Genomic DNA, 19,377 nt, shown 5'->3' with positions numbered 1-19,377 from the left:
TTATTTTGGTTTTTCAAACCCCTCAACATCAACTGCTTTATTTGTACTTAATTCTTTCAAAATAGTTTCTAATTCTTGAGATAATTCTTTAAAATGCTCATTAAACTTGGGCTCTTCATTTTTAAAATCCTGCTCGGTTTGAATGGCTAATTCATAGAGTTTAGGTGCCGAAATAGTGCCCGAAATACCTTTAAAAGAGTGCAGCATGCGCTCTGCAGCATCTCTTTCTGATTCTCTTACTGCATTAAATTCCAACACAAAATTGGTGTGGTCGAAATAGAAACGTTGCAAAAGACGTTTGAAGAAGTCCCATCGGTTGGCAAATCGCTTAACTCCTTCATTAACATTAATTCCCTTTATTTCTGGCAAATTATTACTGTCGGGTTTTATTTCTATTACTGGTTTTTCAACAATTGCAATGGGTTTACGTTTGTGGCGCTTACTGCCTCTTCTTTTTTCCACCCATTTCAGAATTTTTTTATAAACTTGTTCAGGATCAATGGGTTTGGCTATCATATCCACCATGCCTGCATTGAGATATTTCTTTTTAATACCACCAATGGCATCGGCTGTCATGGCAATAATTGGCAAGCTGGCATGTTCTTCCATGGCTAATATGCCTTTAGTGGCATCAAGCCCATCCATCACAGGCATTTGGATGTCCATCAGAACAAGGTCAAAAAAGTTGGGGCCTCCGTCGCGAACAGCAGCAATAGCTTCTTTGCCGTTTGATACGACATCCACATTTAAACCTGCCAGTTCCAGCAATTCTATTCCGATTTGTTTGTTGGTCTCGTTATCCTCTACCAACAGTACTTTTACTTCTTCCTGTTGTCTGAGCTCATTGAGGTATAACCCGGGTTCTTTTTTGCGCCATGCCGATTTGGTCTTTTCTTTACCAAATGCTTCCAGGCAAGCATCGTGTAGTGTTGAGAAGTTAACCGGTTTTATAATTGAACCGATGGCCTTGTTGTTTATAAAGGTTTGAAGGTCATGGTCCTGACCGAAGTCGTTAATGAGAACAAGAATTGGTACTTTGCTAGTGTTATTAACGTATAGCTCCTGTATGGCATGGCTGAACTTATTGCCGGGGATGTTCCAGTCGGCAATGATCAAATCGATAGGATCGGACTGATGACTTTCTACAAGCTTGAGCATCGCAGAATCGCAACGTCTTTTTAATGTCACTCTAAACTTAAGCAGCTCCAGCATGTCTTTAATAATGGAAGAGGTGGCCGGATGGTTGTCAAGGAGCAATACATGCTTATTTTCCAGGTCTTCAGGTGGAATTAATAAATCGCGTTTTTGGGCTTTTTGTTTGCCTGCCTTCATTGTAAAGAAGAATGAACTTCCTTCGCCATAGGTGCTTTCTACCCAGATTCTGCCACCCATCAGTTCAGACAGGCGCTTACAGATAGCCAATCCTAGTCCGGTGCCACCGTATTTACGTGTGGTTGACACATCAGCCTGTGAGAATGAATCGAACAGGTACTCCTGCAGATCCTCTTTAATACCAATGCCGGTGTCTTTCACCTCGAAAAGTAACTCCACTTCATTATCGTCTTCCTGCAGCACCAGAACACTTGTGACAATCTCACCTTTATTGGTGAATTTAACGGCATTGTTAACCAGGTTGACCAATATCTGCGATAAGCGCAGTGGATCACCAATCAGGTTAAGTGGTACATCGGCGTGCAGTGCATAAATAAAATCGAGGCCTTTTTCATGGGCTTTGTAGGCCACCATATTACTCAGGTCGTCAAATACCTGTTCCAGATCGTAGTCAATTGTTTCAATGCTGAGCTTGCCGGCTTCAATCTTCGAGAAATCAAGGATATCATTGATAATGCCAAGTAATGATTTAGAACTGCCTTGAATTTTTTTCAGGTAATCGTTTTGTCCCGGATTGACTTCTTTCTCAATGGCAAGGTGTGTCCAGCCAACAATCGCATTCATAGGCGTTCTGATCTCATGACTCATTCTGGCCAGGAAATCACTTTTCGCCTTTGTAGCTGCTTCGGCATCATCCTTGGCTTCTTTCAATAGAACTGCATCTTTCTCTTTGGCAATTGCAATACCCAATGTAACCGTATATGCTCTGAAAATGGCCCGGTGTGATTCAACCCATGGCATGCCTTTGTCGGTGTTGCCAAAACCAATAAATCCCCAGAATGTATTACGGGCAAATACAGGTACCACCAGCAAGCTTTCCAGCCCTAACTCATTGAATAAAAACTGCTCTTCTTCAACAAAATCATCTTTATAACCCGTGATGTCTTTTTTGTCAGATAGGAAATGGAACCAGCGCGATCCAATTTGACTGTATTTAATATTTTGAAGCTTGGTGCGTTCAATTGGCTTTATTTGATCCTTTTGCCATTCGTATAAATGCGATGCTGAAGGCTGGTTGTCGCCTAATGGCTCATCGTTTTTAAATATAAATGAGTGATCAACCATTGCACTTTGCGCCACAATGCGTAAGGATTTACGGATAGCTTCTGTAGAGTCTTGGTTGGCAATCAGTTCCTTAACGGCTTCAGCAACACCTTCCAGAAAGCGGTCGCGCATCATTACTTCCGAGATAGCTTCCTTGGTAGCGGTAACATCAATCATTACACCTTGCAGGTAATGTCCACCTTCACTTTGTTTAACCGACATGCCTTTCTCATGCAGCCAGCGCATCTCACCGCGCACATCGGTTATGCGGTATTCTACTTCATACGAGCGGTTTTGGGCAACAGCCTGTTTAATTGTATCTAGCACCCGCTCTCTGTCATTATCAAAAATGAGGTTGGTAAATGACTGAACGCCATCCAGGAAATTCTCAGGTTCGAAACCAGTAACCTTATTAAAACCACTGCTTAGAAACAGCATGGTTCGGCTGTCATCCACCAGGCCGGTGTATACGATACCAGGCACATTGGTTACAATGTTACGGTAGTTCTCACGGCTTCTTTCCAAATCACGCAGTGCTTTGTTCAGTTCTGTAATGTCAGTTGATATGCCACAAATGGCTTGTATCTCACCGCGTTTGTTTCTGATCGGAAACTTATTGGATAAAAAGTAGCGCTTCCCGGTTCGTAACTCGATTTCTTCTTCATAGTGGATGGGGATACCACTGTTAATTACTTGCAGATCCACTTCGCGCCATTGCTCGACGGGTTCTTTGGCAAACAGGACTTCTGCTTTTTTGCCAATCACATCCTCCTCTTTAAGGCCAACCTCATCGCACCAGTTTTGGTTAACAAGGGAGTACCTGCCTTCCAGATCTTTGACGTATATGAGTGCTTTTGAGTTGTTAATAATATCATCGAGCAAGCGTCTGTTGTCTTCAATCGCATTTTCGGCGTGGCGCCTTTTACGCTCATCCGATGTAATGGTAAAAACAAAAAAGCGTAAAACTAAAATACCTGCAATGATTGCAACTGCCACCAGAATTACTAAAAAGCGCAGGCTAAGTACGCCCCACTTACTTAGCATTTGCGATTGAATGGCTGCTGCTTGTTCAGCAGTTCTCTGTAAGGTGCTGGCGTTGCTTTTTAATGATGTCTGAACGGCATTGAGGTTATTTATTAAATCTAAGGTTCTAAAGATGGTTTGCTCGTAGTGACGCAAGTCAGCTCTGAACTGCTTCATATGGCTGCGAGCTTCAATGTTGTTAACCTGATTCTCAATGGTAAACGTGAGGTTTATGGTGTTGTCAAACCAGGTTTCCATGGAGTCGCGCCTAGCCTGTCCCAAGTAGTCAATCTCAATGCGATTTTGCATAGAGCGTATCGCTATTAGCAGGGCATGTGCTTTATTGTAGTATTCAAGCGTTGTCTGCTGTATAGTTCGTTTTTTTGCAATCCAGTCTTCAATGAGCTCCTGATGGCGCAGCTCTTCTTTTTCAATAACATCATAAATACTATCCGTTTTAAACGATAAAATATTTTGGTAGTTATGTAAGGAGGCATAGAGCTTGAAATCTTTATTAAAGGCGGTTACTAAATCGTGCATCGGCGCCAGTAATTCTTTTGTTTGCGGGTTAGCTTCTGATTGACTGATATTTTGGAGGCGCGAACTAATGCTGAATGTGAGGGAATCAACTTTATTAATAAGAGCGGTATTGCCCGATAGAAAAGCCCGTTTTTCATATAGGCGAAGGTGAAATATGCTGTTTTGAAGCTGATTAACCTGTTCTGTGCTTTCCACTACATTCGAAAGGCGACGAATGCCCCTGATACTAAGAAAAGATACGGCAGACATTATAAGAATGATAATGACAAATGCAATAGAAACTTTTCTTTGAATAGAATTGGCCATTCCTCCCAGTTTAAGTAGCCCCATATGGTTTTAGTTTTCTGATATAATATTGAGCTTATAAAGATAAGAACATTTTAAGCTCCTGAAAAACGGTTATTTGATAATAACAGATTCGTCAATATTAAGTTTGTAATTTATTTGGCTTTACTATTTTTGAGTTTCATAATATAATATTAAATGCCCGTGTACATAAATAATGCCACAAAGCTTAGCCTCATTTTTGTCTTGTATGTAATTACTCCCTGTTTATTAATAGCACAAGAGGCGTCTCTGGCACCCAAAAATGAGATGAGAGGTGTTTGGGTTGCTACAGTTGCAAATATTGACTGGCCCAGCCAACCTGGACTAAAGGTGAAAGAACAAAAGGCAGAGGCTTTGCAAATTATTAGGCATAGCAAACAGTTGGGACTTAATGCAATATTCCTGCAGGTCCGGCCGGCCTCAGATGTTTTGTATAAATCGGTTTATGAACCATGGTCAAAGGTATTGACAGGTGAGGCAGGTAAGTCACCAAAGTATGATCCGCTCAAGTATTGGATTGAGCTGGCACATGCTGACGGACTTGAACTGCATGCCTGGATTAATCCCTACAGAGCCTCTATGAATATGCGGGATGAGTTACCTGCAAAGCACCCATACCATGATACGCCCGAAATGTTTGTAGAATATGGGAATAAGCTTTATTTCAACCCGGGACACCCTGATGCCAATACGCATATTAACAAGGTGGTTAAGGAGTTGGTAGAAAATTATGCCATTGATGGGATTCATATGGACGATTACTTTTATCCTTATCCGGTTAGCGGACAGGTGTTTCCTGATTCTATGTATTATGAGCGTTATGGACAGATGCAATTTGATGATATTGCTGACTGGCGAAGAGAAAATGTCAATCAAACCATTCGGTCGATACAGGCAACTATACAATCAACCAAACCATGGGTGCAATTTGGTATAAGTCCTTTTGGTGTTTGGCGTAATAAAACAGATGATCCGCTAGGTTCAGATACAAAAGCAGGAACTACGAATTATGATGGTCTTTATGCCGATGTGCTGAAATGGATGCAGAATGGCTGGATTGATTATGTGGTGCCACAGTTATACTGGGGAACGTCGCATCCGGTTGCCAACTATCTCGTATTAGTTAATTGGTGGAATGAGAATAGTTGTGGTCTGCCAGTTTATATTGGTCATGGTATTTACAAGATTGGTTCGGATAAGGCCGATTGGCAGGATGTTCAGCAATTGCCGTCTCAACTTGGATTAGTGAGAAGTTCCAGCAACCTTAATGGCAGTGTGTTCTTTAGTTATAAACATCTGAAACGCGATTTGCTGGGTTTACAAGATTCGCTGATAAATAACTTTTATCAGACCAAAGCGTTGGCAATCTATGGTGCTAATAGTCAAAGTGCTGCTTTAGCTGGAGATGTTGAAAAGCTTAAAGCGACTAGGAGAAAGATAAAATGGAAAAGCACCAATAACGACAATGCAGCACCTGAGAAATACATTATCTACCGATATCAGGCTTTTGATGCATTTTCGCCGGATGATGCCAGGTTCATATTGGATGTGGTGTATGATACTAAGTATAGAATACCGAAGCGCACTAATGGTTTTGTCAGGCAATATATAATACGAGTAGCGGCTTTGGGAGCAGGTAATACCGAAGGAACTTTAAGTGAACCATTGGTGGTAGAGTTTTAAACGCCAGATTTTGGGCATTGCAAAGTTATTTCTAAGCGAACTTAAAGGGGTTTGCGTTCGCCTAAAAACTTCGTTATCTTCCATGTTTTAAAAATCACTAATCCTTTATGTTATGGAAATAGCTTTAATTCTTCTTGCCGTAATTTTTGCCGGTGTGTTTATCTGGCTGTTCAGTATCGATGGTTCCTATCATGTTAATAAATCGCAAGTGGTGGAGGCTTCGCGTGAGCGGGTTTTTGAGTTGGTGGCTGATTTCAAAACCTGGCCAACCTGGTCGCCATGGCTTTGTATGGAGCCTGATGCTAAGGTGAATGTAACTAACGGAGGCCTTGGAACTGGAGCTGTTAATAGCTGGGTGGGCGATTTGGTAGGTACGGGAGAGATAGAGCATCTGGATATTGTTGAAAATGCATCTATTTTGCAGGAAATAAGGTTTATAAAACCTTTTAAGTCAAAGTCGGAGGTTTACTGGCGGTTTACCGAAGTAGATGGAGGATGTGAAGTAACCTGGGGAATGAGAGGTAAAATGCCATTCTTTTTCAAATTCATGGCCAAGCAGATGGAGCCATGGATAGGAATGGATTATGAACGCGGGCTGAAGATGATTAAGGATTTTATAGAAAAAGGTAAAATCGATTCGGAAGTGAAGATTGATGGCGTAGCAACGCTTGATGGCTTTGATTATATAGCCATCAGAGAAACTTGCCCTATGTACGAAGTTGGTCCTTCAATGAAAGCTACATTTGCAAAAATCAACGAACTGTGCGAAAAGGAAGGTGTTGAGAGTGACTCAGCATTTTCGATCTATCACAAATTTGATTTTACTGATCCTGAATGTACATATTCATCTGGTGTGCCTGTTAATCAGGCGATTGTTTTAGATGGCGAGTTTTATAAAGAAACCTATCCGACAATAAAGGCGGTTAAAGTGACTTTTAAAGGTGATTACGAGCATTTGGGAAATGGCTGGGCAGCTGCTTATAGTTATGCCAGGTATAAGCGCCTCAAGGTCAATAAAAAGATAGACCCAATTGAAATATATCTGAATGATCCATCCAATGAAACAGATCCTGCCAACTGGCTGACGGCCATTTATATTCCGGTTAAATGAGGTTTAAAATGATAAGCTGGTGGTGTTATGCTGCTGCATGCCACCAGCTATTTGTTAAGTAAGCCTTGTTTGCGCAGTGTTTCTTCCACATCTTCCATCTCATTGTAAAACGCTTCGCCGTATTTACGTATAATTGGTTCTTTCAAGAATTTGTAGACAGGAACTCCCAGCTGGCTGCCTAACTCGCGTGCTGGATGACAGATGGGCCAGGTGTGATAATTCAAGCCTTCAAAATCGGGGTATTTGGTTACCCTGATGGGGTACAAATGGCAGGAAACTGGTTTTTTAAAGTCAATCAGACCTTCCTGATAGGCCTTATCAATGGCGCATTTACAGATGCCTTTTTCATCAAAATAAGTATACACACATTCTTTGCCATTAATAATGGGTGTCACCTTATCTCCATCGGTATCAACTATCCATTTGCCTTGTTTCTCAATTTCTGAGATGGCTGTTTCGGTCAGGTAAGGCTTAATAACCGGGTAGATGTCCTCCAGAATTGTGGTTTCGTCGTCTTCCAACGGTGCACCCGATTCGCCCTCAACACAGCACTCACCTTTGCATTTGTCCAGGTTACAAACAAACCGTTTCTCAAATATATCAGTGCTAATTATCTTATCATCAATCTGAATCATCTATCCTTGTTTTAAATAAAGCGCTGCAAAGATAGAAAAATAGCTCACAATGTGTGTTTATGAATTTAAGCCAAAGAATGTTAAAGTAGCAAGTAAAATCAGCCCAATTAGCCATACAAAGCTATACATCATCCATACCAGTGTCATTTTAAAGAAGGTGTTTATCCACTTGCGATGATACAGTTGCTTTGCTCCAATGATTTGATAGAGAGGCACCAGGAAGTACAGGTAGCCAATCCAACCAACCGAATAGTTTTTGAAAATGATATTGACAGCAATGACGATGGCAGTAATGGTAAAAATGAATGAATGGATATTGAGCGCAAAAATTAAATGTCCGATATACAGCCTGCGGGTTCTGAAGAAACTAATCCACAGAAAAAAAGCAAAAATTGGCATAAAAAGAAATAGTGACCACGACGTGAACTGGTAGAGCTTGTTAATGTACAGTTCGGGGTAGTCCTTTATCATTCTGGCTGTTTTCGCATATTTCGAGTCACTATCATCCACATCTTCGACTGCATCTTCAATGTCGGCAATAAATGAGTCCATTTTGTCCATTTTTATCGAATCAATCTGTGCGCTATCCAATTCTGCCTTAATGGCTTCGCGTGCGGCTACATAAATGGAATCGTTGCTATGCTTAACCGAATCAACCATAGCACTTATTTCTGCTTTACCAGTTTCTACTTTATTTTTGGTATTGTCGTAATTGTCATGTATCGAATTGTTAGTGACAATAGACATGAGTAAGAACATTACAAAACTGATAAACAAGTAAAAGCGGAAAGGAGGCATGTACCTGGCTCTTTTGCCAGCTATGTAATCAAGCGTCAGTCGGCCGGGCTTAAAAAGTATGGTCACCAGGGTTTTTACCAGTCTGGTGTCGAATGTAATGATGGTGCCCATAAAATCTGCTATCATAAAGCGAATGGGGCGTTCGAGCTCTTTTACTGACTGTCCGCAGTTTGAACAGTATTTGCCACTAAATTGGTTGTCACAGTTTTTACAAATTATTAGCTCATTCTCGGTTTGGTGTTCGGCCGTACTCATAGGTTTATAACTGGGATTAGAATTGGTCCTAAAGATAATTTTTTATTGGTTGGGTGACAAAAACTGTGTATAAGTCTTAGGTTAATAAGTAGTGAAAGTCCCCGATGCCTGATCTTTAATTGCTATATTTGGCAAAATTTTACCCCTACTTATGAAAATGCACAAACCGATAATGTTTGTTGGTACATGCTCCGATGCCGGTAAAAGTGTTTTAAATGCCGGTTTTTGCCGGATTCTGAAACAGGATGGCTGCCTTCCGGCTCCGTTTAAGGCACAAAACATGTCTTTAAATAGCTTTGCTACGCCTGACGGTTATGAAATTGGGCGTGCTCAGGCTGTGCAAGCCGAGGCATGCGGAATAGCCTGTCATACCGATATGAATCCTGTTCTGTTAAAGCCAAGTGGTGAAATGATGTCACAAGTCATTTTGAATGGTAAACCTGTTGGCAATCGTTCGGCTTATGAGTATTTCCGTAAGGATGACAATGTTCGTTTGTTTGATGAGGCCTATGCCGCTTTCTGTCGACTGTCAGAAAGATATTCACCCATTGTTATGGAAGGGGCAGGTTCAATATCAGAATTAAACCTGAAAAAACGTGATATAGTTAATATGCGCATGGCTGCTAGGGCTGGCGCAGATGTGTATTTGGTAGCCGACATTGAGCGCGGTGGTGTGTTTGGCAGTGTTTATGGATCGGTAATGCTGCTTAATGAAGAGGAACGTGCTTTGCTGAAGGGCATAATCATAAATAAATTCAGGGGCGATGTGCGTTTGTTTGACGAAGGCAGACAGATAATTGAAGACCTCACTGGTATTCCGGTAGTAGGTGTAGTACCCTATCTTAAAGATATTTATATTGAGGACGAGGATTCGGTGGCGCTTGAAACCCGGAATAATATACCCGCAGAGGGCAAAGTGAATGTAGTTGTTGTAAAGTTGCCACAGATGTCAAACTTTACCGATTTTAATGCTTTGCAGTTTGATAAACGCATAAATGTATACTATTCAACAGAGCTATCTCAAATTGAAAAGGCCGATATTGTTATTCTCCCGGGCTCAAAAAGCACAATCAAAGATTTACTTTATATCCGCGAAAAAGGTATTCCTGCCTTGTTAAAACAAATGCAACAGGCTAATAAAACAATTATAGGTATTTGCGGAGGTTACCAGATGTTGGGTGAGCGTATTGATGATCCGCATAATATCGAGGGCGTTGTATCCACTATTGAAGGCATAGGACTGCTGCCGATGACCACAGTGATTACGAGTCATAAAAAGACGGTGCAGCAACAATTTACTTTTCTTGATGGCAGGGGTATTTGTGCCGGCTACGAGATACATATGGGTGAAAGTACTATACACGATGATGTGCGCTCATTGGTTACCACTAATGACGGGCATACTGATGGAATTTACCTGAATGACTATTGCTGGGGAACCTATATGCATGGGATACTTGATAACCAGGAGGTAATTGACCGGCTGGTAGCTCCTTATACCAATGAACCAGGTGCATTGTTTTCGTATAATGAGTTTAAAGAAAACGAATACGATCGTCTGGCAGCACATTTGCGTCAGCACATTAATATTAAAACCATATATGATAATGCCGGTATCCTTAATCAGTAGAAGCAGTCAGTTTGCTCATGGTAATGATGCTTATCGCTATTGTCATGATATAATTGCCGATTTTAGTACTAATACCTGGTATAAAGGACCTCATCCTGAGTTGGATAGCTTCCTTAAAGCTAATATGTCCTGCATTGCCAACTATCCTGAATTGCAGTGTGAATCACTTACTGCTGCATTGGCTGATAATCATCATGTGGCTGAAGATCAGGTGTTGGTTTGTAACGGAACCGCTGAGGCTATATTTTACATTGCTCAGGGCTTTGCTAATGCCGGCAGCCGCATTATTACCCCCACTTTTTCTGAATATGAGCATGCATGCCAGGTTTACAATCATCAGATTAGTTATTGTGGCGCAGGGTTCCTTTCAGATGGAATGAATACACCTGAAGGGCTATTCTGGTTATGTAACCCCAATAATCCAACCGGTGAAGTGTTTTCAAAAGAGCTATTGCTTGATCTCATTAAGAATAATCCTCAGACCACATTTGTAATTGATGAAGCCTATGCTGACTTTTGCATCGAGGATATCTCTATGGTTCCATATATTGGCAGGTTTAAGAACCTGCTGATCCTTAAATCGATGACTAAAAACTATTGCTTGCCCGGATTGCGCCTGGGATATGTGTTAGGGCATCAGGCTGTTGTTAGTCGATTATCCATCTATAGGCCGCCCTGGTCGGTTAATAGTCTGGCGCTTAAAGCAGGTGAATTTGCCCTTCGTCAACCAATTATTGATGAGCTTGAATTATTAACGTATCTGAGTCTGTCAAAGACTTTCAGGACTGAGATTTCAGCCATTCCTGGAATTGAAGTCTATCCCTCTTCAACAGGCTATTTTCTGGTTAAAACACCTATGCCAGCAGCTGAATTAAAGCAATTATTAGTGGAAAAGTATGGTTTGCTGGTGCGCGATGCCAGTAATTTCCGAACCTTGTGCGAATACCATATACGGCTGGCTACTCTTTCGCGAGAAAAGAATGATAGACTGATAACAGCCTTTAAAAGTATATTCCAATGATTGAATATGCAGATTTATGGCTGGTATTGGCCGTTGTAGTGGCCTATTTGCTTGATTTATTACTGGGCGATCCGATAGCGTTACCGCATCCGGTGGTTTATTTTGGGCGGATGATTAGTTTCTCAGAGCATCGTTTAAATAAAGGTAGCCATCGTTTACTTAAAGGTTTGTTCTCCAGTGTCGGGCTAATAGTGTTAGTATATCTGGGGTTTTATTGGCTTATGTTTTGGTCTCAACAAGTTGGTATGTGGTTAAATGCTTTGCTGACTATGCTTTTCTTCTTTTACGGCTTGGCCAACAAAACGCTTATTAAGGAAGGTGTTGATGTGTTTAAGGTCCTGGAAAAAAGCGGGATAGAGGCCGGTCGCCGGCAGTTGAGTCGCATAGTGGGGCGGGATACTTCTCAACTGTCTGAACAGCAAGTAAGAAAGGCTGCTCTTGAGACCATGGCAGAGAACCTGAGTGATGGGGTGGTTGCCCCTGTTTTTTGGTTCATCTTATTAGGCGTTCCGGGTATGATGGCTTATAAGATGATTAATACACTTGACTCAATGATTGGCTATAAGAACGAGCGTTACCTGTTGTATGGGCGGGCAGCTGCTTATATTGATGATGCGGCTAATTATCTGCCGGCTCGCATAACGGCTTTATTAATGTCAGTAGTTCGAGGGTCAGTTCGTGCCATGCGGTTTGTTGTCATGTTTGGTAATAAACATAGTAGCCCCAATGCTGGGTATCCCGAGGCAGCGCTGGCAGGTATTTTGGATGTCAAATTTGGCGGGCCAAATATTTACCATGGTCGGATGGTAGATAAACCATTTATTGGTATCAATGAGCGTCCATTGAAATTGCATGATGTATATAAAACTGCCCGGGTGAATCATTGGGTATGCTTTTGCAGTATTCTTTTGTGTATAGTAATAAGATATATAATTCTTCAGTAATGATTAAACTGGATGACCTTAACATTGAGCCACTTCGGTATGAATTGGCCGAACAGCTTCAATATAAAATTGATCAGAAAGCCAAGCCTGTTGGTTCCCTGGGGCAGATGGAACGTCTGGCTAAGCAAATTGGCCTGATACAAGGTTCTTTAACGCCTCAATTGAGTAAACCGGTGATGCTAACCGTGGCAGCCGATCATCGCATCTGCGATGAGGGAGTAAGCCCTTGTCCGGTTGAGATAACCTGGCAGCAGTGCCTGAATTTTCTTAATGGAGGTGGAGGCATAGGCCTTTTTTCGCAGGAGTATGGTTTTGATTTAAAAGTGGTAGATGCGGGTGTTAATTTTGACTTTCAGCCTCACCCGAGGCTAATAGACGCTAAGGTGAGGAAGGGTACCCGTAACTTTTTAGAAGAACCGGCGATGACCATCGATGAATGTTTGCAGGCATTGAATAATGGGCGCAATATTGTAGCGAAGTTAGCGAATGAAGGCACTAATGTAGTTGGTTTTGGGGAGATGGGAATTGGAAATACTTCGCCGGCTTCTGCTTTGTTGTCAGTTTTTACCGGGCTGGATGTGGACAAGGCTGTTGGTCCGGGTTCAGGGTTAACAGCAGAGGGTGTTAAGAATAAAGCCAGGGTGCTGGGCGATGCTATCAAGAAGCATGGTATTTCGGATAATGCCATTGAGAATCTGGCACGCTTTGGTGGGCTTGAGATTGCTACCATAGCAGGAGGTATGCTTGAAGCGGCTGCCCGCCGTATGATTATTATTACCGATGGATTTATAACAACTTCGGCTCTGCTGGCAGCGCATGCCATTGAACCCAATGTGGTCAGCTATGCGCTTTTTTCTCACCAGTCGCAGGAGCAAGGGCATAAACACATGGTCGATTATCTTGGGGGTGAGCCAATTTTGGATTTAGGCTTTCGTTTAGGAGAAGGAACGGGTGCAGCGGTAGCTTATACTGTTGTGAAAGGTGCGGTGGCTATGTTAAACAAAATGACATCGTTTGATGAAGCAGCTATTGTTAACACAGCCAACCTGGGAATACGAATTACTGATGAGAGTAAGAATTAAAAGTTAAAACCGAGACCAAATTCAAAACAATTACCAGTTGGTATCGAGAACTCCGAAGGAGTAAGGTTCTGCCTGAACTGGTAATTGGCTTTAATAACAATATCTTCGGTAAGGTTAATATTCGTGCCTAATGCCAGTATATTCATATAGTTTTGTACGCGAGGGTATTCGCTTAGCCGGCTATCCACCTTGTGGTGTGTGTTGAGGTGTTCATATCTGACAAAGAATGACCATTTCATTTCATGCGTGTCCAATATTGTTTTATTGATGTCTTTCCGGTGGTGCCAGAGCCAGTGAAGAATATCAACGCCTGCTTCGGTATAGGCGCCAAATACTTGTGAACCCAGAACCTGTCCGTCGCCTCCATCCTGACTGGTAAGGTGGTAAACGCCATAGGAATCTGACAGCCAGCCGTAAGTCCCGGCAGCGAGTACTCTGAAATTTTGACGGGTATATCGTGCATAGCCAGATAGTAGTGATAGTTTTGAATTGAGTTGCTGTGGTGCATCCTCTATTTGATAGGCATCATTGCCGTTTGAACCGTAATAGCCCGATATGTTTAGGTTTAATCCCGATTTGTTAGTATAATTCAGTTGACCTACCCAGGCAAGCGAGTTCAAATCAAATGCTTCGCGACCATTTCTTACCCATGTAGCACTTCTGAAGTGTTGTCCATCCAAAGCGGTAACAATACTGGTAAAGTAGCTGATGCTGGGTGATAGTTGTCCATAGGCAGCCAGCCCCAACTCAATCCAGGTTGATGGAAGTATCAATCGTTCGGTTTCGGGCCGGTTAACAGAGTAAAACAAAATTGGCTCGTCATTGCTATTGATGTAGCCAATACCTAAGGGATGGAAACCGGCACGCAGATTAAATGCTTTATTGAAGCGATAGTCCATAAAGAGTTCAAAGTTTATCTCGGTATGGCTCTCCTGTCCGGAGCTTAAATATTCAACCTGCAGTTCCGAGTTAATAATCAATTTATCATTGAATCTGTAGCCAAAGAATGTGGCAAGGCGGTAGAGATTATTATAATATAGCTCGATATCGCCCAATGCATCCTTGTTGGGGGTATAGCCGGGTGTTGTAACAGTATTAATCTCCCCAAAGCCGCTTACTGACCATGGCTTATCTGAATAGAATATACTAGAAGCTGCTTTACCCAGTCCAGGATACTGATTAGTGACATTTGTAATGGTGTCTTGCTTGTTATTACCGGCATATGTGAAACTGGTAGTCAGGAGTAATAGGGCTAAAATAAAACCTCTCATACGCATTGTTTTATCTAATATTAGTATATGATTGCCACATTTTTTCAAACGTCAGCATTCAATTGGGTAATGATAATTAGATTTTATTCGAGAGATTTGAGAGGAGAGGAAAATTTGAATCAAGGTTAAAAAAAAAGATTGCTTAACTCTTTAAGCAATCTTTTCTTGTGGTGCCACCTGGAATCGAACCAGGGACACACGGATTTTCAGTCCGTTGCTCTACCAACTGAGCTATGGCACCGAGTTATTTTTACAAAGTAAAAATAACATAAACAATAACCCTTTACCCTTTGGATTAATAACCTGTCCCCACAGGTTATTAATAAACCCTAAAATCAGCCTTACGACTGGTGGTGCCACCTGGAATCGAACCAGGGACACACGGATTTTCAGTCCGTTGCTCTACCAACTGAGCTATGGCACCAATCTGTGTCAAACCCCCGCGTATCGGGACTTTTCGTTGCATCTCTTCCGAATTGCGGTTGCAAATATAGGCAAAGATTTTATACCACAAAAACATTTTTCAACTTTTAGTGTTGCTTTTCTTTAATGGGTGTGTGAATTTGCCTGATGTTTAGTATTTTTGCACCCTCAAAAAAAATTAATGGAATATCAAATATATACTTTGCGAAATGGAATTCGCGTTATTCATCGGCAGGATAAGTCGGCAGTTGGGTATTGTGGGTTAATTATCAATGCTGGTTCGCGTGATGAGAAGGAAGAGGAGCATGGCATGGCTCATTTTATTGAACATGTAATTTTTAAAGGGACCAAAAAGCGGAAGGCTTATCATGTATTGAGCCGTTTGGATGATGTAGGAGGGGAGCTGAACGCCTATACCACCAAAGAAGAGACCTGTATTTATGCTTCTTTTTTAAAGCAGGATTATGAACGAGCCATAGAACTCATTCATGATATCACTTTTAATTCTACATTTCCAACTAAAGAGCTGGCCAAAGAAAAAGAGGTGATTGTTGATGAAATCAACTCTTATAAGGACAGTCCGGCCGAGTATATCTTTGATGAGTTTGAAGAGATGCTATTCAAAGGTGATCCGATGGGGCGCAACATCCTGGGAACGGAGAAAAAACTGAAAACATTTGATGAGAATATGATTCGTCAGTTTATGCAGGCCAACTATAATACTGATGAGATGGTGTTCTGCTCGGTGGGTAATGCCTCTTTCAAGAAAATAGTTAAATGGGCCGAAAAGTATTTTGGGGATGTCGAGGAAAATATCCGTTCATTTAGCCGACCTGAGGTTAATAAGTATGTGCCCGAATCGCAAACCATTGAGCGCGATACGCATCAGTGCCATGTAATGATAGGTAATGTGGCCTACGACTTCAGGCACGACAAGCGATTGCACCTTCATTTACTTAATAACCTGCTTGGCGGACCCGGTATGAACTCGCGACTGAATATGGCTTTACGCGAGAAAAATGGTATAGCATACAATGTGGAGTCCAGCTATGCTCCTTATTTTGGCACAGGTGTTTTCAATATTTATTTTGGCACCGACGAAGAGAATCTGATTCGCTCATTTAGTATTATTGATCGTGAGCTAAAGTTGTTGCGTGATAGGCAATTGGGAGCATTGCAGTTACATAAGGCGGCAAGGCAACTGAAAGGGCAGCTCACTATATCGTCCGATAATCGCGAAAACCTTATGTTGTCGATGGGTAAAAGCTTTATGCTATACGACCAGGTAGACCCGCTTGATGTAATCTGTAACAAAATAGATTCTATTAAGGCATCTGAATTGCAGGATGTTGCCAATGAAATGCTCAATCCTAACAGTTTGTCGTACCTCATTTATAAATAGTAATGACTAATATTTCCATAGATCTGGAACACTATATACTCAATCACATTGATGATGAAAATGCCATTCTACAGGAATTGAACCGGCAGACGCACATTAAAATGTTACAACCGAGGATGTTAAGTGGTCATCTTCAGGGGCAGATACTTAAAATGCTCTGCCTCATGATAAATCCATTGAATGTGCTGGAAATTGGTACGTTTACAGGTTATTCGGCCATTAGCATGGCTTTAGGTTGTCGTCGTGAAGGTGCGCGTATCGATACTATCGAAATTAATGATGAGAATGAAGAGTTTATACAGACTTTTATTGACAAGGCGGGCATGCATCAGATGATAAAACTTCATATAGGCAGTGCTATTGACATTATTCCGTCCTTCAATAAAAAATATGATTTAGTATTTATGGACGGAGATAAGCGACAGTATCGACAGTATTATAAATTAGTATTTGATAGACTGAACCCGGGTGGATATATCTTGGCCGACAATGTGTTGTGGGATGGAAAAGTGATACAGGAAATTCAGGCAAATGATGCTTATACTCAGGAGTTATTAGCTTTTAATCAGCTGATTAAAGAAGATGACAGAGTGGAAAAGGTTATCTTGCCCATTAGAGATGGTATAACAATCATCCGCAAGAAATAGAACTTTTTGCGAGAGAAGATGTTTCTTAGCTAAACTTAAAACTTACGCCTCATGTCAACTGCAATTTTTTATGGCTCATCACTAGGAAACACTCAGTTTGTTGCTGAAAAAATACATCAGCAGCTACCAACAGCTACCTGCTTGCCGGTAAACGATCTGGGGGTAAGTGATATCAAGATGTATGATAATATAATTCTGGGTACTTCAACCTGGGGAGTTGGAAATTTGCAGGATGACTTTGAGCTTTTCGTTGATCTGCTATTGTCAATGGATCTATCCGGTAAAACATTTGCATTGTTCGGATTAGGCGATCAGCATACTTATCCTGATACATTTTGTAACGGCATGGGCAAGCTGTATCATCTGCTTGCTGAAAAAGGTTGTAAAGTGATTGGTGAAACATCGGTTGAAGGTTACGATTTCTCCGATTCAGAGGCGCAAATTGGTGATTATTTCGTTGGTTTGGCACTGGATGAAGATAATGAACCTGATTTAACTGATGTGCGCATACATAACTGGCTCCAGCAGTTGGCATTTTAGACTTATAGCCTAATATGTGATTTAGTCTAAAAATATCCCGCGATAGTCTTAGTAAACAGGTCGTAAATCAATTTTTCAGGCAAAATTGATTAATTCGCCATACTTTTATTTGTTCATGAACAGATGAGAGAATTGTATGTATCTTAATGAGCAGATAGCAAGCGGTGTAACATCATTTCGGGAAGCTTTTTATTTTTTACTGGACAATAAGGGTACTATTCTTCGCTATTATGGCGATTTTATTGCCAGCGGTTTGCTCGATAGTAGCGAGCGGATTTCTGAACTATTACCTGAGACTGTATTAAAAAGGTTCTACCAATTTGTTAAAAGTGCTGAGAAGCGTTTCCAGTGCAACATGCTCGTATGCAGTGCTAATGAGGTATATGCTGTTAAGTGTAGTTTTACTAAAAATGCACAAGGCAATATTGATCTAAAAGGATTGGTTGATGAGAGCTATAAATCGGAAGGCTTAATTCCAATTGACAAGCTGCCGTTGCCAATTGCATTGGTCAAAAAAGATGGAGAAATAATTCAACTCAACCGGTTATTTATTGATTATTTTTTGGAAAGCAAAATTATTGCCAAGCCTTTGTTTATTCAGGATATTATTAAGACCAATATTCTCTCGCCTGAAACATTCGATTATCGGAAAATGATTAAGTCGGATGCCAATTCACGGGCTGTTTTTTGTCATTTTAAAGGAGCAGAAAATAACCAGACCTTTTTACTAAATCTCATTCCGGTAGACTCCAGCACTGAGAGGATTTACCTGGCCAGTATTAAAGATTTAACGCAATTTATTGAGGTGCAGCAAAACCTCGAAGACCAGAACCAGGAGTTGCGCCAGCAGGTGCAGGATGAATTCGAACTCAATCGCTCGTTTGAACTAAAATTACTGCGAAAGAACCGCTTAGAGTCCTTGGGTGAAATCGCTTCGGGTATCTTTCATGAGCTGAATCAGCCGCTTACACACTTGAGTTTGAAGATTGATAATATGCTGGAAAACTGGCAGCGTGGGAATGTAACAGAAGAATATTTAATGAATAAAGGGGAGCAGATTCAGCGCCAAATAAAACGAATGCGCGGAATTATTGACGAGATGAAGCAGTTTTCTACAATTCCGGAAAGCAGAGATGAGGTGATAAATATAAAGACTGTTCTTAACTGTGCGCTTGAGGATGTTAGCTATATGCAAGTTAGCGGTCTTATATTGGTGGTCAATCATGTGGATGATATTAATGTTCATGGAAATGCCAATGAACTGGAGCAGATTTTTGTAAATATCCTTACTAATAGTATTCAATCGTTGCAGTTGAAACAGTCGTTAAATAAGGATTTTAAGCCTAAATTAAAAGTGACTCTCAAAAAAACATCAGAGCTAATTACGGTCATTTTTATTGATAATGGGCTTGGAGTTAGCAATGCTGAAATGGAACAATTGTTTAAACCATTTTATACAACAAAGAAGGAGGTTGGAGGAACCGGATTAGGCTTATTCATTATTAATAATCTGATGAGAAAGATGAATGGGCGGGTTACTGTTGACTCAAAGGAAGGAAAGTTTTTTAAAACAACTCTGTCGTTTCCTATAATTAAAGAAGAGTGATTC

Annotated in this window: 14 protein-coding genes and 2 tRNA genes; 10 read left to right on the top strand and 6 right to left on the bottom strand. The window is 41.1% G+C overall.

Annotation, left to right across the window (positions count from 1 at the left end; translation table 11 throughout):
- Positions 1–4,329, bottom strand: coding sequence for a response regulator (locus KEM09_RS16265; RefSeq protein WP_212229880.1), 4,329 nt, complete (start codon positions 4,327–4,329; stop codon positions 1–3).
- A gap of 153 nt (positions 4,330–4,482) precedes the next feature.
- Here KEM09_RS16265 and KEM09_RS16260 point away from each other — a divergent pair, with 153 nt between their 5' ends.
- The gene (locus KEM09_RS16260) at positions 4,483–6,009 is read left to right on the top strand and encodes a glycoside hydrolase family 10-like protein (RefSeq protein WP_212229879.1); all 1,527 of its coding nucleotides are present in this window, start codon (positions 4,483–4,485) and stop codon (positions 6,007–6,009) included.
- A 112-nt stretch (positions 6,010–6,121) separates the two neighbouring features.
- Positions 6,122–7,120 (top strand): SRPBCC family protein, encoded by a 999-nt coding sequence (locus KEM09_RS16255; RefSeq protein WP_212229878.1) that lies wholly within the window; start codon positions 6,122–6,124, stop codon positions 7,118–7,120.
- Between the two features lie 47 nt (positions 7,121–7,167).
- Here KEM09_RS16255 and KEM09_RS16250 read toward each other — a convergent pair whose 3' ends face one another.
- Complete coding sequence (locus KEM09_RS16250) at positions 7,168–7,755, bottom strand: DUF3109 family protein (protein ID WP_212229877.1); 588 nt, start codon at positions 7,753–7,755, stop codon at positions 7,168–7,170.
- A 57-nt stretch (positions 7,756–7,812) separates the two neighbouring features.
- On the bottom strand, positions 7,813–8,808 hold the full coding sequence (locus tag KEM09_RS16245) for a DUF3667 domain-containing protein (protein WP_212229875.1): 996 nt from the start codon (positions 8,806–8,808) through the stop codon (positions 7,813–7,815).
- A 151-nt stretch (positions 8,809–8,959) separates the two neighbouring features.
- On the opposite strand from KEM09_RS16245, the gene KEM09_RS16240 reads away from it, so the two are divergent.
- The 4 genes from KEM09_RS16240 to cobT are packed head-to-tail and all read left to right on the top strand — an operon-like array spanning position 8,960 to position 13,485.
- Positions 8,960–10,438: a cobyric acid synthase gene (locus KEM09_RS16240; protein WP_212229873.1), complete on the top strand. Its 1,479-nt coding sequence runs from the start codon at positions 8,960–8,962 to the stop codon at positions 10,436–10,438.
- Positions 10,416–11,459: a pyridoxal phosphate-dependent aminotransferase gene (locus KEM09_RS16235; RefSeq protein ID WP_212229871.1), complete on the top strand. Its 1,044-nt coding sequence runs from the start codon at positions 10,416–10,418 to the stop codon at positions 11,457–11,459. Before KEM09_RS16240 ends, KEM09_RS16235 begins: the two co-directional genes overlap by 23 nt.
- Positions 11,456–12,403, top strand: coding sequence for an adenosylcobinamide-phosphate synthase CbiB (gene cbiB / locus KEM09_RS16230; RefSeq protein WP_212229870.1), 948 nt, complete (start codon positions 11,456–11,458; stop codon positions 12,401–12,403). Before KEM09_RS16235 ends, cbiB begins: the two co-directional genes overlap by 4 nt.
- Positions 12,403–13,485 (top strand): nicotinate-nucleotide--dimethylbenzimidazole phosphoribosyltransferase, encoded by a 1,083-nt coding sequence (gene cobT, locus KEM09_RS16225; protein ID WP_212229868.1) that lies wholly within the window; start codon positions 12,403–12,405, stop codon positions 13,483–13,485. The genes cbiB and cobT overlap by 1 nt, the downstream gene beginning before the upstream one ends.
- Here cobT and KEM09_RS16220 read toward each other — a convergent pair.
- From KEM09_RS16220 to KEM09_RS16210, 3 genes are all read right to left on the bottom strand, one after another.
- Positions 13,482–14,756, bottom strand: coding sequence for a hypothetical protein (locus KEM09_RS16220; protein ID WP_212229866.1), 1,275 nt, complete (start codon positions 14,754–14,756; stop codon positions 13,482–13,484). The genes cobT and KEM09_RS16220 overlap by 4 nt on opposite strands.
- Before the next feature lie 168 nt (positions 14,757–14,924).
- A tRNA-Phe gene (locus KEM09_RS16215) sits at positions 14,925–14,997 on the bottom strand.
- Positions 14,998–15,104: 107 nt separating this feature from the next.
- A tRNA-Phe gene (locus KEM09_RS16210) sits at positions 15,105–15,180 on the bottom strand.
- A 180-nt stretch (positions 15,181–15,360) separates the two neighbouring features.
- Between KEM09_RS16210 and KEM09_RS16205 the strand changes: the two genes are divergently transcribed.
- The 4 genes from KEM09_RS16205 to KEM09_RS16190 all read left to right on the top strand — a co-directional run bounded on the left by KEM09_RS16205 (position 15,361) and on the right by KEM09_RS16190 (position 19,374).
- Positions 15,361–16,581: a M16 family metallopeptidase gene (locus tag KEM09_RS16205; protein WP_212229864.1), complete on the top strand. Its 1,221-nt coding sequence runs from the start codon at positions 15,361–15,363 to the stop codon at positions 16,579–16,581.
- Between the two features lie 2 nt (positions 16,582–16,583).
- The gene (locus KEM09_RS16200; protein ID WP_212229862.1) at positions 16,584–17,228 is read left to right on the top strand and encodes an O-methyltransferase; all 645 of its coding nucleotides are present in this window, start codon (positions 16,584–16,586) and stop codon (positions 17,226–17,228) included.
- Positions 17,229–17,279: 51 nt separating this feature from the next.
- Positions 17,280–17,768 (top strand): flavodoxin, encoded by a 489-nt coding sequence (locus KEM09_RS16195; RefSeq protein ID WP_212229860.1) that lies wholly within the window; start codon positions 17,280–17,282, stop codon positions 17,766–17,768.
- Positions 17,769–17,904: 136 nt separating this feature from the next.
- Entirely contained in the window at positions 17,905–19,374 is a 1,470-nt protein-coding gene (locus KEM09_RS16190) for a sensor histidine kinase (protein ID WP_212229858.1), read from the top strand.
- Positions 19,375–19,377 lie beyond the last annotated feature (3 nt).

This window comes from Carboxylicivirga mesophila, from assembly GCF_018271975.1.
Lineage (GTDB): Bacteria > Bacteroidota > Bacteroidia > Bacteroidales > Marinilabiliaceae > Carboxylicivirga > Carboxylicivirga mesophila.
The sequence above is the reverse complement of the archived record's forward strand: the minus strand, read 5'-3'. Positions and strand labels throughout refer to the sequence as shown.

Excerpts from the sequence above, each read along its gene's own strand:
- KEM09_RS16235 (WP_212229871.1), top strand. The coding sequence starts at position 10,416 with ATGCCGGTATCCTTAATCAGTAGAAGCAGTCAGTTTGCTCATGGTAAT.
- KEM09_RS16220 (WP_212229866.1), bottom strand. The coding sequence starts at position 14,756 with ATGAGAGGTTTTATTTTAGCCCTATTACTCCTGACTACCAGTTTCACA.
- cobT (WP_212229868.1), top strand. The coding sequence starts at position 12,403 with ATGATTAAACTGGATGACCTTAACATTGAGCCACTTCGGTATGAATTG.
- KEM09_RS16200 (WP_212229862.1), top strand. The coding sequence starts at position 16,584 with ATGACTAATATTTCCATAGATCTGGAACACTATATACTCAATCACATT.
- KEM09_RS16250 (WP_212229877.1), bottom strand. The coding sequence starts at position 7,755 with ATGATTCAGATTGATGATAAGATAATTAGCACTGATATATTTGAGAAA.
- KEM09_RS16245 (WP_212229875.1), bottom strand. The coding sequence starts at position 8,808 with ATGAGTACGGCCGAACACCAAACCGAGAATGAGCTAATAATTTGTAAA.
- cbiB (WP_212229870.1), top strand. The coding sequence starts at position 11,456 with ATGATTGAATATGCAGATTTATGGCTGGTATTGGCCGTTGTAGTGGCC.
- KEM09_RS16205 (WP_212229864.1), top strand. The coding sequence starts at position 15,361 with ATGGAATATCAAATATATACTTTGCGAAATGGAATTCGCGTTATTCAT.
- KEM09_RS16240 (WP_212229873.1), top strand. The coding sequence starts at position 8,960 with ATGAAAATGCACAAACCGATAATGTTTGTTGGTACATGCTCCGATGCC.
- KEM09_RS16190 (WP_212229858.1), top strand. The coding sequence starts at position 17,905 with ATGTATCTTAATGAGCAGATAGCAAGCGGTGTAACATCATTTCGGGAA.
- KEM09_RS16255 (WP_212229878.1), top strand. The coding sequence starts at position 6,122 with ATGGAAATAGCTTTAATTCTTCTTGCCGTAATTTTTGCCGGTGTGTTT.
- KEM09_RS16260 (WP_212229879.1), top strand. The coding sequence starts at position 4,483 with ATGCCCGTGTACATAAATAATGCCACAAAGCTTAGCCTCATTTTTGTC.
- KEM09_RS16265 (WP_212229880.1), bottom strand. The coding sequence starts at position 4,329 with ATGGGGCTACTTAAACTGGGAGGAATGGCCAATTCTATTCAAAGAAAA.
- KEM09_RS16195 (WP_212229860.1), top strand. The coding sequence starts at position 17,280 with ATGTCAACTGCAATTTTTTATGGCTCATCACTAGGAAACACTCAGTTT.